General features: G+C 67.6%; 11 protein-coding genes. 5 read left to right on the top strand and 6 right to left on the bottom strand.

The features are described from left to right. Window positions 1–57: 57 nt before the first annotated feature. Complete coding sequence (locus tag LL236_RS02870; protein ID WP_228177295.1) at window positions 58–831, top strand: fructose 1,6-bisphosphatase; 774 nt, start codon at window positions 58–60, stop codon at window positions 829–831. Between the two features lie 17 nt (window positions 832–848). On the opposite strand, the gene LL236_RS02865 is transcribed toward LL236_RS02870, so the two are convergent. Further along, entirely contained in the window at window positions 849–1,946 is a 1,098-nt protein-coding gene (locus LL236_RS02865) for a hypothetical protein (RefSeq protein WP_228177294.1), read from the bottom strand. Window positions 1,947–2,107: 161 nt separating this feature from the next. Between LL236_RS02865 and LL236_RS02860 the strand changes: the two genes are divergently transcribed. After that, window positions 2,108–3,706: a glycosyltransferase family 2 protein gene (locus tag LL236_RS02860; protein WP_228177293.1), complete on the top strand. Its 1,599-nt coding sequence runs from the start codon at window positions 2,108–2,110 to the stop codon at window positions 3,704–3,706. Between the two features lie 27 nt (window positions 3,707–3,733). On the opposite strand, the gene LL236_RS02855 is transcribed toward LL236_RS02860, so the two are convergent. Together LL236_RS02855 and LL236_RS02850 are read right to left on the bottom strand one after the other, a co-directional pair. Beyond that, complete coding sequence (locus tag LL236_RS02855) at window positions 3,734–4,900, bottom strand: response regulator transcription factor (RefSeq protein WP_228177292.1); 1,167 nt, start codon at window positions 4,898–4,900, stop codon at window positions 3,734–3,736. A 158-nt stretch (window positions 4,901–5,058) separates the two neighbouring features. After that, on the bottom strand, window positions 5,059–6,129 hold the full coding sequence (locus tag LL236_RS02850) for a glycoside hydrolase family 6 protein (protein WP_228177291.1): 1,071 nt from the start codon (window positions 6,127–6,129) through the stop codon (window positions 5,059–5,061). A gap of 134 nt (window positions 6,130–6,263) precedes the next feature. Here LL236_RS02850 and LL236_RS02845 point away from each other — a divergent pair, with 134 nt between their 5' ends. Then, a complete protein-coding gene (locus LL236_RS02845; RefSeq protein ID WP_228177290.1) occupies window positions 6,264–6,977 on the top strand; it encodes an endonuclease/exonuclease/phosphatase family protein in 714 nt (237 codons plus the stop codon). A 42-nt stretch (window positions 6,978–7,019) separates the two neighbouring features. Here LL236_RS02845 and LL236_RS02840 read toward each other — a convergent pair whose 3' ends face one another. Next, a complete protein-coding gene (locus LL236_RS02840; RefSeq protein ID WP_228177289.1) occupies window positions 7,020–7,157 on the bottom strand; it encodes a hypothetical protein in 138 nt (45 codons plus the stop codon). 58 nt (window positions 7,158–7,215) lie between these two features. Continuing rightward, window positions 7,216–9,249 carry a DUF4012 domain-containing protein gene (locus LL236_RS02835; protein WP_228177288.1) on the bottom strand — a complete coding sequence of 678 codons (2,034 nt, stop codon included), beginning with the start codon at window positions 9,247–9,249 and terminating at the stop codon, window positions 7,216–7,218. A 145-nt stretch (window positions 9,250–9,394) separates the two neighbouring features. On the opposite strand from LL236_RS02835, the gene LL236_RS02830 reads away from it, so the two are divergent. Continuing rightward, complete coding sequence (locus LL236_RS02830) at window positions 9,395–10,690, top strand: type II toxin-antitoxin system HipA family toxin (RefSeq protein ID WP_228177287.1); 1,296 nt, start codon at window positions 9,395–9,397, stop codon at window positions 10,688–10,690. A 19-nt stretch (window positions 10,691–10,709) separates the two neighbouring features. Here the strand turns inward: LL236_RS02830 and LL236_RS02825 are convergent, their stop codons facing one another. After that, on the bottom strand, window positions 10,710–11,303 hold the full coding sequence (locus LL236_RS02825) for a hypothetical protein (RefSeq protein ID WP_228177286.1): 594 nt from the start codon (window positions 11,301–11,303) through the stop codon (window positions 10,710–10,712). Window positions 11,304–11,487: 184 nt separating this feature from the next. Here LL236_RS02825 and LL236_RS02820 point away from each other — a divergent pair, with 184 nt between their 5' ends. After that, window positions 11,488–12,366: a universal stress protein gene (locus LL236_RS02820; protein WP_228177285.1), complete on the top strand. Its 879-nt coding sequence runs from the start codon at window positions 11,488–11,490 to the stop codon at window positions 12,364–12,366. Window positions 12,367–12,403: the final 37 nt, after the last annotated feature.

Genomic DNA, 12,403 nt, shown 5'->3' with positions numbered 1-12,403 from the left:
AAACCGCGGAAAATCAGCCCTCGCTGCCCTGCACGTCGGCCCGCTCAAGGAGAAACCATGGCCACCGCCCCGCAATCGTCGCGCGTCGTGCGCCGCGTCGTGCTCGGTGCCGCCGCACTGGCTTTGGGCGCCTCGTCCTTGACCGGATGCCAGCAGATCGCCGAGGCCTTCAATTCGATCCAGGGCGAAGCGCCGGGCACAGCATCGACGGCGACGCCGGTGCCGCAGCCGGTCTCGACAATGGCGACGATGGACTTCGACTCGCTGTTCTCGTACGACGGGTCTGTCTCGCTCACGACGGATGTCGCGTCCGATCTGGAAGTCGTTCTCGATGTGTGGGCTGCCGACCCGAAGCGCACGCGCGAGTGGACGCCGAACAATGAGAAGGTGTTCGGGTTCGCGATCAACGCGTATGACCGTCGCGTCGATGACAAGGCGGTGTTGACACAGAAGCGCCGCGTCTACATTTCGTCGATTTCGATCACGTCGCAGACCGCGCAGACCTCGGGGATGGTGCAGCAGCCGTTCCAGTTCGCCGCCGACCCGCGCACGCTGGTGCCGCCGGACACGCTGCGCTCTGACCGCGGCCTGCTGCTCAACAGCTATCAGGGTGGTCTGCTCGTACCCGAGACGACGATCTTCATGCTTCCGGCCGATACGTACGGCATCACGCTGCAGTTCTCGTTCGGCATCTACGTCGAGGGCACCGCCAACGACGACGCCTCGTTCGCGCAACAGACGATTTATCAGTACCTGCCGATCGCGATCTACAACGATCAGGGCACGCTGAACATCGTGTCCAACGAGCCGACCACCGCGCCGCAGGGCTGAGCGGGAGCCGGACCGAGTCAGCTGACGACGCCGCCTGCCGGCCGGGTCTTGAGATCACTCGTGGCGGTCGGGGCGGCATCGGGCCAGACCGCGGCGAGTTCTGCCTCGGAATGCAGCGTGTAGCGCGTTATGCGGATCTCGATCGCTTCGCGGTAGTCGAGGTTCGGCACGGCGTGGGCGGTTGCCGCCTTCACGACGCTCTCCAGGTTCTCGATCCGCTGGTCTCCGGGAAGTGCGACGACATGGCGGCCGACGCGGCCGCGATGTGCGGCGTCGGGAAGGAGCTCGTGAAGAGACATCGCCGCAGCGCGATCCACGGCTGTTGCTGCGGGGCCACCGAAGGCGGCGCGGATGAGACTGAGGTCGGGGACCTCGACGTCGTAGACGGTCACCGCGCCGTGGGAGGCGATGTCTGAGCGCAGCGCATTGATGAGGTGCTCGATCTGCCGTGCTCGAGTCTCCAGCGCGCGGTCGCTCCACCACACCGCCACGCAGAGGGTTACCACGAGCAGGATGCTGAGAACTGATGCCGTCAGGGGTGAGAACACCGTTTGAAACGCGGGGGAGTCCTCGCCGACGGCGAAGAACATGAACGTGCGGATCGCCGAATACACGGCGTAGACGGCGAAGATGACACCGATCAGTCGGAAGGCTGCGATGTCGCGCGCCGGCGGGCGGAAAGCCTCGATCGCGACCCCTCCGCATCCGACGGCCACCAGGATCAGCCGCAACACGAAGCCGTCGGTCGGGCCCCCGATGACGGCGGTCACTGTCGCGCTCGCGATGAAGGTGGCCGCGACCGCCACCGACACCACCCAGCCGGGGGTGATCGAGGTGTCTCGCAGTTGTCGCATCCCCGCCCAGAAGTAGGCGGGTCCGCCGACGAGCGCCGCGTTCGCCGCCCCGATGATGATCGGCATCGGCTGATCCGGCACCAGTGCGGATGTGATGCCGGCGACGACTCCGCTCAGGGCTGCGGCGGCAGCGAAGCGCAGAAAGTACCGACGGGCAGCGCGCCCACCATTGGGGAGAGGCTTGCCGGGCAACTGGATGAGGGCCGGTGCGGCGATCACGAAAGCGATCGCCAGGACGGCAGACAACTCCAGTACACTCATTCTGCGCTTCTGTTTCTCGGGGCCTCGGGTATTCACCGGAGGCTTTCTTGAGGAAAACCTGAGGTGATGCTCTTCGACAACAGACCGGATGCTTGAGCCGAGTGTAGCAGTGTGGTAACAGCACTTCGGTTGGCGCGCGGATTGAGGGAAGGAGCGTGCTGATGTCCCACTGGGAAGCCCCGTACGTTCCTCCGTACCCGCAGCAGAATCAGCCCGCGATCGGGCAGTATCCCGGTACGGCTTACGCGGGTCAGCAGTACCCGGGGCCGCAGTACGCCGATCCGGCATACGGCCAGCAGCCATACGCTCAGCCCTCGTACGGCGACCCCCGGTTCCCGAACGCGCAGGTCGAGACCTCGCACGCGGAGTTCACTGACGAGTTCGAGTCGGTGCTGGAGCGCATCTCGGTGCACCGGTCCACCATCGGATGCGTCATCCCCTGCTACAACGAGGAAGAGTCGATCGCGGGGGTGCTCGAGGGTCTGCTGCACCAGACGCGCGTGCCCGACGTCATCCACGTCGTCGTCAACAACACCACTGACGCCACAGTTGCTATCGCTTCGCAGTACGCCGGCCCGCACCAGGTGGTGACAGACCTCGGCGAGCAGTTCACCGAGGTGTTCATCCACGACATCGGCAAGAACCCCGACAAGAAGGTCGGTGCGCTGAACTACGGCTACGCCCTTGTCGAGGGCTACGACTACCTGCTCGGTGTCGACGGCGACACCATCGCTGACGAACGGGCGGTGGAGTACCTCGAGACCGAGGCCGTCGGTGACTCGCGGATCGGTGGGATCTCGGCGATCTACACGATCGATGACCGCCCCATCAAAGGCCTGATCGGCAAGTTCTTGATCGCCGGTCAGCGCACGCAGTTCGCGGCGTTCAACCTGCAGAATCTGCTGCGCGGACGCAACATGGCAGTGCTCGGCGGCCAGTTCTCGATCTTCTCGACGGCGGCACTGCGCGATGTGATGCGCGCCAACCACCAGAGCACGCCATGGGTGAAAGACAGCGAGGTGGAGGACTCCCTGCTGTCGCTGCAGATCAAGAGCGCCGGCTACCTCACCAAGATCAGCCCGTACGCACGGGCGAGCGTGGGCGGCATGACGACCCTCAAGGGGTACGACGCGCAGCAGGTGAAGTGGACCTACGGCGCGATCGAGCTCATGTGGCCCGGCCAGCGCGGCGACACCAAGGGGCAGCCCTTCCACCCGAACCTGCGCCTCCGGTGGTTCGAGAACTTCGGCATGCTCACGAACCTGTTCGTGCGTGTTGCGTTCTTGACGCTCCTGGCAGCATCGCTTTCGATCAACGCGTTCGTCTTCTCGCCCTGGTGGCTCATTCCGCCGCTGGTGGCGACGCTGCTGAACCTGCGCGTGGCGCTGACGATGAAGTACGTGAACCAGCGAGACATCCTGTTCTCGGCACTCGTGTTTCCGGCGGAGATCTTCATGTGGATCCGGATCGGCCACTTCCTGCGGTCGTGGTCGTCGTTCCTCTCGCGCAAGAAGGTCGACAACTGGGCTGCTCAGGCGAAGGCCGAGCGTGGTGGCGGTGTGTCGCTCGGGCACTGGGTGCCCATGATTCTGCTCGTGATCACGGCGATCGCGATGGCCTTCATCTGGTCGCTACTTGACCCCGTGGTGCAGTCGTCGATCCTGTGGGTCGGCTGGCCGATCGTCGGTGTGGTCACCGTCATCCAGACCCTGCTCATGGCGTTCAAGCTCTTCCGCCGCCAGTACGGCTACAAGGTCTGACGGGCTCGCGCGCGAGCCCGGGCCGGGTTACTGGCCCGGCGGCGGCGCGACGTTCTCGGCTGTCATCCGGTAGCCGACGCCGCGCACGGTCTCGACGTAGCGCGGGTTGTTCGGATCGTCGCCGAGCTTTCGGCGCAGATTCGTCATGTGCGCTTCGATGGCGCGCTTGTCGGCATCCCCGACGAAGTACGACGTCACGTATGACTCGCCGCGCAGCACGAGCGTCAGGTCGGCCTTGCTTCGCACCCGGCGCTTGGATTCCATAAGCGTCGCCAGCAGCTCGAACTCCGTGCGTGTGAGTTCGACCTCACGGTTGCCGACCAGCACGATCCGCGAGTCCGGGTCGAGCACGAGGTCACGGTGGACCAGAGTGTGAGGTCCGAGGTGGTGACCACCGGGACCTGGGGCCGGGGCGTTCGGTGGTGTGCGTGCCACCAACTGAGATCCGGGAGGCTGCTGGTTGCCGCCGGCCCCCGGCGGGTCGACCGGAGCCTGCGGCGTCGGCGGATAGTACGGCTGTGCGCCTCCGGGCTGCGGATAACCGGGGTGCTGAGCGGGGTAGCCGGGCTGGGGTGGGGCCTGGGTCGGCTGTTGCCCTGCCGGGTAGGGAGCCTGTGCCGGATGCTGGCCCGGGGCCTGGGCGGGGTCGCCGGGCGTGACGGCTCCGGTCGCATCGATAGTGGCGAACGGTTGCTGCGCTGCCGGCGGCACGGCGCTGGGCGCAGCGGGCTGGGTAACGATGGCGGGTCGCGCGCCCGGGAACGAGGGCCCCGAGGGTGCCTGCGCGGGCGGCTGGGCTGCAGTCGGTGTCTGGCGCGGGCGGCGCAACAGCGCTTCGATCCGTGCCCGCAGTTCCCGCGGGCGGAACGGCTTGACGATGTACTCGTCGGCGCCGGCTCCCAAACCCAGGACGACGTCAGCCTCGTCTTCGAGGCCCGTGAGCATGATGATGTAGGTGTCGCTCTGGGCGCGGATGCGGCGGGCTGCCTCGAACCCGTCGATACCGGGCATGTTCACATCGAGGGTCGTGATCAGTGGCTGGTAGGAGAGGACGGCACGGACACCGTCGATGCCATTGCCCACCGAGACCGTCGAGAACCCGGCCGCCTCGAGTGTTTCGGCGAGGATATGCCGGATCTGCGGATCATCCTCGACGATGACGGCGGTCTTGCTCACCCCCGCGTCAGTGCTCATGCTCGATTGTCTCTTTCGCGTCGGGCTGGGTCGAGTATCCGAGCCGCGCAATCCCAGGCATGCGCGGCCGACCCTCTTGATCGTACACAGGCGGGCAGACCGGGGGCGCGGTCATCCGTCGGCGTGCCACGGTGGCCTGCGTGCTGAGCGCGCCGCCCTCAGGGGAGCGTGACGTTGCGGGTCAGCTCGACCGCGGACTGGGGCCACCATGCGCCGGCTACCGGTCCGCCGTTGCAGGTGCCGTCGCTTTCGCCTGGCGGCTTGATCCAGAGGTTCGTGTCGACGACGTCGTCGCCGTAGGTGCCGCCGGGAGCGCCGATGAGCCTGCCCGGGGGGTTGCACCACTCGCCGTTGGAGCCGGCTCCGTTGCGAGAGGTGTCAACGATCGCGTGGAGACCGCCGGTCAGGCCAGAGAGCTGGTGGGCGTAGTCGAACTCGATCGCCGTGTCGTTGTAGTTCGAGACGTTCGTCGCGAAGCCGCGGATGACATCGTTCATGCCGATGCCGTTGATGAGCTCGGCCATCTGCGAGGCCGGCAGCCAGGTCGAGTGACCGCCGTCCACATAGATCCAGGTGTTCGTCGAGGCAAGTCGGGTGATCGCATTCCGCAGCTGCTCCGTGCGCTCGGCGGTGTTTCCGCACTCGGGGGCGAGGGCCAGGCTGTCGGGTTCGAGGACGACGGTTTTCTGGATGTCGGGGGCCGAGTGCAGGGCCTCGCCGATGATCTGCGTCCACTCGGCGTAGGCTGCATCGTCCAGTCCGCCCGCGGAGAGGCCGGCGCTGCAGTCGCGCTCGGGAAGCCCGTAGACCACGATCGCCAGCGCCTTGCCCTGCGTGCGGGCCTCGCTCAGGAGATTCGTCATCCGCGCGCCGATCTCACTCACCGGATCGATCTCGGGGGTCAACCAGTAGGCGGTGGGCTGGGCTGCCAGGTAGTCGGTAGCGGCGAACTCGTCGGTCCCCTCGGCGAGGCCCGGCAGTGCGAGGGCGGCTTTCGACTCCTCCGGGGCGATGATCGTCGTCCCGACTGCCGGAGCGGTAGCGGTCAAATCACGCACCCAGTGATTCAGGAACATCCAGACGGTGGCGGCGATGGCTGCCACGAGAACGACGCCGACCGACACGATCGTCGCGATAGCCCACCCGGGCAGGATCTTCGGCTGTGATTCCGGGCGCGCCGCGGCGGACTCGGGCTGTTCTTGCACCACGTGGGCGCGTCGGGAGGGCACGACCAAACTCTAGCGGAGGGCTTCGGAGGATCCCCGTGAACCCCCTCCTGCGGTGAAGAGATCGCAAACGCTGGGGATATGTCCAGCGGAGCGCACGCGGTCGGCATCCGTGCCCCTCTATCGTGGGGAGTGGCATGAAGGTCATCTCGTACAACCTGCGCAAGCACCGTGCGGCAACCGAGCTGCGAGAGCTCGTCGAGCGCCACGGTGCCGATCTGCTGTGCCTGCAGGAGGCCGACACGACCGACATCCCCGATGACATCGGTGGGCTCGTGCTCGCCGACTCGACCCAGCGCAATCGCCTGGGTCTTGCCGTCTACTACCGCCAGAACACGTATCGCGCCGTCGATGTGCGAGCGATCGCGCTGAAGAAGTCGCTGCACGATCGGGTTCTCAAGCCCGCCGAGGAACGGATGCTGGGGGTTCGTCTGCACGACATCGACACCGGCAACGACATCGTCATCGCGTCCTTCCATGCGGCGCCGCTGACGGCCCTGAACTCGTTGCGTCGGCATCAGATCCGCACGGCTCTGACCGAGCTCGACCTGTTGGGGGAGGGGCTTCCGAAGCTCATGGTCGGCGACTACAACTACCCCGTGTTCAAGGAACGCCTCGGGCAGCACGTTCGAGACCAGGGGTACGAGCTGAATCTCAGCGACTCCCGCACGTATACGCGGTATCGGTTCTTTCGCGGACACTACGACTTCGCGACATCCGTCGGTTTCACGATCGATACCGTACGGACGCTGCCGCAGGGGCTCAGCGACCACCTGCCGATCCTCGTGACGGCCGAGCCGACACCGGGTTCGGGTGCAGCGTCGACGGATGCCGCGAGCGGCGTCGCCTGACACAGGCGCGTGACGTGGCGCGCGGCTCACGCCGGCGCGTGCTCAGCGGATCGCTGCCGCGTAGTGCATGAAGGCTGCGTAGACGAGGACGCCGACTCCCGAGGCCAGGAGCGCGACACCGATATAGAGGAGCCAGTTGCGGGACTTGCGGGGGCCTCGCGGTTCGTAGGGGCTGCTCATGATGCCCGATCCTAGCCAGATCGAGCCGAGCGCGAGTGACGTGCGTGTTACAGGAGGGTTATCCCTCGTCTGTCGAGCCCGTGAGCGGGCATGCTCCCGCAGCCACGAGGCCCGTGCCACCGATCGTCGGTGTCATGAGGGCTTCGAGCGTCGGGGTCGGCGGTGTGCGGACCTGGATGGTCGCGGTAGCCGCTTCGCCGGGGTTGAGGTTGGTCTCCCAGATCAGCACGTCGCGACCGTCGTGGGTGCCGGTTCCGAACACTGTCGCTGCTCCCTCGTCACCGGCGACGCTCGAGATGACCTCGGATCCGGTCGGAAGGTACAGGTAGGCGATGGTTCTCGTGATCCCGGCAGGTACGCCGAAGTTTCCGCCGCCGGTGATGTATTCGGGGAGGCTGGTCGCGGCATCCGCGGGAGCCGTGCTGTGGAGGGTGACCGACACCGTGGCGAGGGGGTTTTCGCGGAGGTATTCACCGGGACGGAGGTTCTGCGTGAAGGCGGTGCTCGCTGCGCACCAGCCGACTGACGCCGTGGCCTCGGTGTAGTAGTCCATCTTGGAGCCCGTGCCGTCGTTCAAGTACACGCCGAACTGTGTGCGGGTGTCGTCGGTGACGGGCAGGCCGCCCTGGATGGTTGCGCCGTCGAGGATCGCCTGCTCGGCCGGGTCGGCGCTCCACATGAACAGTCGGCGTTCGCTGCCGGCGCGGGCGAGCGCCTGGATGAGCCCCGCCGGCTCTGCTGCGCCGTCGGCGATCGTTTCGAAGACGACGGCGGCTGTGGCGGCGAAGAACGCGTCCTGGTCGCGGGGGTCGGGGTACCGCTGGTACACCTCGTTGAGTAGCAGCGGCACGGCGTTCTCGCTCGTGAGCTGTTCGCCGGTCGGGAGCGTGATGGGGCCGGTGGCCTCAAGCAGGTACGAGAGGGTGACGGGGTCCAGGGCGAAGACGCCGTCGACAGCCACGCCCGTCTCTCGGAGCCACATTTCGCGGGCCAAAGGGCCGTCGATCGTGTAATCGGGGATCTGGGTCACGTTCTGGATGTAGACGCCGGGCTTGTCAACGAAGATGCCGAGGATCTCGTCCGACAGGGGAAGCACGGGGTCGGCGTATCGCGTGAAGTCGGACGAGGAGCCCTGTCCGGTCAGGTCCATGCGGCCGCCATCCGTGTGGATCATCGCCATTGCTCCGACGATGCCGCCGAGCGACCGCCACTCCGCGTTGTTCTGGAACATGACGAGGTAGTTGCGGGGGCCCTCCGCGCCGAGAGCGAGGGGGAGGAGCTGGGAGGTGCGGCGCAGCGCGTCAGCCGCGGTGAGACCGCTCGTCAAGAGGTTGCGCACCTCGGTGACAGGGGCTGCGAGGGGAGCCAGGAGTTCCGTCGTATCGATCGCGTTGACCGATGCCGACGCCTGCCGCAGGCTGTCGGTCGCCGTGGTCGCGACGTCCGAGAGGCTCGCGATGGCGGCGACGTCGAACGCCCCGCCCGCGGGCCGCAGCGTGTCGAGCGAGAAGCTCGACGCCGCTTGCGCGAGCGGTTCGACGGCGGTGGTGGCGACATCGTCGACGGATGCGATGACTGTCGCCGTGGCGGCCAGTTGCGGTCCGATCCACGGCAGGTGCTCGGCGGCGCCCCACACCGGGTCGGAGGTGAGCGAGCGGGCCGCCGAAGTGTCGGCGGTCAGGGCCGGTACGATCTCGGCTGCCGCGGCAGGGTCGGTGAGGGAGTCTCCGAGACTCGCGGCTGCGCGCTGGGCGTCAGCCACGTGGCCGTACGCGAGCGCGCCTCGGACGCCGATCCACGCCGCCCCCGCGACGCCGAGGATCAGGATGGCGCCAAGGACCGAGGCGAACACGATGCCGGCCGTGCGTTCGCGGCGGTGACGTTTGCGAGACCGTGCGCGGCGGGACTTCTCGGCATCCACCGCACGGCGGGTCGCAGCGATCTCGGAATCGTCGCTGGCGGCGGTGTTGTTGTCGGCGCGCCTAGGCGCGGCGGTGTCGTTGTCGGCGCGCCCAGGCGCGGCGGTGCTGTTGTCCTCGCCGAGGGTCGGGTCGGGGTCCGCGCCCGCGGGGGTGGCCGGCTCGTCATGCATGGGTCGCGTGCCCTCCTGTCCTCAGGGAAGCCTATTCGTCCGTACCCGAGTACACGATGAGAGGCAACCGCATGACGCGCCGTCCCAGGCGCCCCCTAGGGTGGGGAGCTGGGCGACGAGCTGACTGACGAAGGGATCGGGGCCCATGGTGACGGCGAACGCGACGACCCAGCGTGTCTGGGTGGACGCGGCGGCGACCCCAGACACGGCCGCCGGGCCTGTCGGCTGGATGGATGTCGTGACCCTGGCCGAGAAGGCAGTCGGCGTGACCTTCTCCTACGATCCGTCCTACCTCGCCCGACCGGACGCGTACGCGGTGTCGCCGGAATTGCCGCTGGAGTCAGGCCCTCGGGCGCTCGGGTCGATGCCCGGAGCGTTCGTGGATTCCAGCGCAGATTCGTGGGGACAGAAGCTGATCCGCAGGCAGCTGCGCGCCGAGGGGGCGACCTTCCTCTCGGAGGTCGATGCTCTCGTGGCGGTGTCGGATGAGGCGCGCACTGGCGCGTTCCGGTTCCGTGAGCATGCGGGTACGGGCGAGGAAGAAGCGTACGTCGCCGACCGTGCCGCCCGGGTTCCGGTCGTCCTCGACCTGCGCGACCTGCGGTCGGCTGCGGATCGGACGCGCGCAGGTGTCTCCTCGAGCGAGCAGGCGATCGCCGAGCTTCTGGATGCCGGCACGGCGGTGCTCGGAGGGGCAAGGCCCAAGGCCCTCGTGCGGCGGAAGGGTCGGGCGCTGCTTGCGAAGTTTCCGGCACCGGATGACGAACACGACGCGATCCGGTGGGAGGCGGTGTCGCTGCACCTCGCTCATGCCGCCGGGCTTGCCACCTCCCGGGTGCGCACGATCGAGATCGGAGAGCATGCGGTGTTGCTGGTCGATCGATTCGATCGCGTCGGGAAGGTCGATTCCGCGGCGCCGGATCCGACGGCAGGGGAGTTGCGGATCCCCTACTGGTCGGCGCGGACCGCGACCGGCGATGGGCGGGACTACCTGGATGTCGCGCGAGTCATCCGTGGCATGGACGCGCCTCGCGACGTCATCCGTGCCCAGCTGCGGGACCTGTGGCGGCGGGTGGCGTTCGCCGTCGCCGTGCACTGCACCGACGACCACCTCCGCAACCTGGGATTCCTGCGGCGCGAGGCGGCATGGCGGCTGTGTCCAGTGTTCGATGTCGAGCCCGATCCGGTGCAGGAGCGGCTGCGTTCGACCGCGATCGTCGGGGTGGTCGATCCGGATGCCGCGCCGGCGGCCCTGGTCGCGCTCGCCGGGGAGCTCGGGATCAAGGCGTCGTCGTGGCGGCGGTCGCTGGCTCAGGTGCTTGTCGCCGTGGAGTCGTGGCCGGATGTCGCGAGGCGGGTGGGCCTTGCCGAGGACGAGTTCGCCGCGATGGATGCCGCGATCGGTCATCGCCGGGACGCGCTCGCCGCGCTGCTGGCGTGAGCTGGCCCGCGCCGACGGATCAGGCGATGGTGAGCGGCGCGATGACGGCGGCCACGAGTTCGCTCGGATCGCGAACGAGCGTGAAGTCCCCGGCATCCGGAACGACGCCAGGCGCGGCGTACCCCAGCGTGACGATACCCGGCTGGCTCGTGCGGGCTCGCGAGACGAACGCTTCGATCGCGGCAAGGTCACTGTCGGGGACGATGCCGAACACCAGCGCGGTGTAGGTGTCAGCCGACAGGTAGGCCAGAGCGGCATCCGCGTGATTCGTCTTGGTGACGGTGGTGCCGAGCTTTTGCAGCGCGATGGTCTCGGACATGCTCGTGTCGGGGTCGTCGTCGACCCACAGCACGCGTCCCGGGTGCACGCGCTCGGGGAGCTTCGGTGTGACGCCGGGGCCCTGGCCGCGGGCTGCATGGGCTTCGCGCAGCTGCGTCGCGACCGCTTCGCGGTCTTCGGGTGCGAGGGTGATCTCGATCGTCGAGAGTCGCTGGGCCGGGACGCGGACGGTGGAGGTGCGGCGGATCCAGAGGATGACGCCCACGAGAGCCATCACGATGATCACCCCGACGAAGCCGAGGGCGAGCGTCACGAAGCCGGTGTCGATCTGCATGAGGTCAGTATGCCCGGTCGGTCGTGCGGTGCGCGGGGACAACTCGGGCGTGGGAAGGACAACTCGCCTGGATGAAGGACAACTCGCGTGGATGAAGGACAACTCGCCTGGATGAAGGACAACTCGCCTGGATGAGGGACAACTCGCGTGGACGAGGGACAACTCGCATGAATAGGGTGAGGGCATGACCGAGAATGCTGCGAACGGCGAGCCATCCTCCCCCGGAACTTCCGCGACGATCGTTGTGGGTGCGACGAGCAAGCCTGGCTCGCGGCGCGCCATCGAGTGGGCTGTCGAGCGCGCGGTGAGCACCGGTGCTCGCCTGGAACTGTTCTCGGTGATCGGCGGCGCCGTGGGTGCTGTCGGTGAACAGGAGGTCGTGCAGCGCGCCGTGGACTACGAAGAGGCCTTTCTTCGTAACGAGGCGGCGAGCCTGTCTGCCCGCGGCATCGATGTTGCGGTTCGGGTGACGAACGGAAACCCGACGAAGGAGCTCGTCGAGGCGTCAGCGGATGCCGGGCTTCTCGTGATCGGCAGTGATCACACCGGCGGCACCGACAAGCACCGCGGGCCGCACGGGACGCGAATCGTGGCAGGAGCGCACTGCCCCGTCGTCGTCGTGCCCGACATCGACACGACCGGACGCACGGGCGTGGTTGTCGGCGTCGATGGTTCGGAGGTTTCGCACGCGGCTCTGGCGTTCGCCGCCGCCGAGGCCGCACGATTCGCCGAGCCGCTGACCGTCGTGTCGACGTGGATGCCTGTCGTCTACACCGGCGATATCGCCCCGTACCCCGACATGTACCTCACTGATCTGCAGGGCACAACCGAGGCGTTCGCGCAGTCGATGGCCGATGAGGTGCGAAAGGACCACCCGAACCTCGAGATCGTCGTGCACGTCGACGAGGGGGACCCCGCTGCCGTGATCACGGAAGTGGCGGCATCCGCTCGTCTTGCCGTCGTCGGGACGCACGGGCGTACCGGGCTGGCCCGGTTCCTTCTCGGGTCGGTCAGCACCCAGGTGCTTGACCACCTGACGACGGTCACTGCAGCGGTCCGCTAACGGCAAAGCCCCCGGCTCGATCTGGGGGGCTGTCGAG

The organism is Microbacterium schleiferi, from assembly GCF_020781975.1.
Lineage (GTDB): Bacteria > Actinomycetota > Actinomycetes > Actinomycetales > Microbacteriaceae > Microbacterium.
Note: the sequence above shows the minus strand (reverse complement) of the source record. Positions and strands in the feature narration are given on the sequence as shown.

Bases quoted from the DNA above. Each gene is read 5' to 3' on its own strand.
- LL236_RS02870 (WP_228177295.1), top strand. From the start codon at position 58: ATGGCCACCGCCCCGCAATCGTCGCGCGTCGTGCGCCGCGTCGTGCTC.
- LL236_RS02865 (WP_228177294.1), bottom strand. From the start codon at position 1,946: ATGAGTGTACTGGAGTTGTCTGCCGTCCTGGCGATCGCTTTCGTGATC.
- LL236_RS02860 (WP_228177293.1), top strand. From the start codon at position 2,108: ATGTCCCACTGGGAAGCCCCGTACGTTCCTCCGTACCCGCAGCAGAAT.
- LL236_RS02855 (WP_228177292.1), bottom strand. From the start codon at position 4,900: ATGAGCACTGACGCGGGGGTGAGCAAGACCGCCGTCATCGTCGAGGAT.
- LL236_RS02845 (WP_228177290.1), top strand. From the start codon at position 6,264: ATGAAGGTCATCTCGTACAACCTGCGCAAGCACCGTGCGGCAACCGAG.
- LL236_RS02840 (WP_228177289.1), bottom strand. From the start codon at position 7,157: ATGAGCAGCCCCTACGAACCGCGAGGCCCCCGCAAGTCCCGCAACTGG.
- LL236_RS02835 (WP_228177288.1), bottom strand. From the start codon at position 9,249: ATGCATGACGAGCCGGCCACCCCCGCGGGCGCGGACCCCGACCCGACC.
- LL236_RS02830 (WP_228177287.1), top strand. From the start codon at position 9,395: ATGGTGACGGCGAACGCGACGACCCAGCGTGTCTGGGTGGACGCGGCG.
- LL236_RS02825 (WP_228177286.1), bottom strand. From the start codon at position 11,303: ATGCAGATCGACACCGGCTTCGTGACGCTCGCCCTCGGCTTCGTCGGG.
- LL236_RS02820 (WP_228177285.1), top strand. From the start codon at position 11,488: ATGACCGAGAATGCTGCGAACGGCGAGCCATCCTCCCCCGGAACTTCC.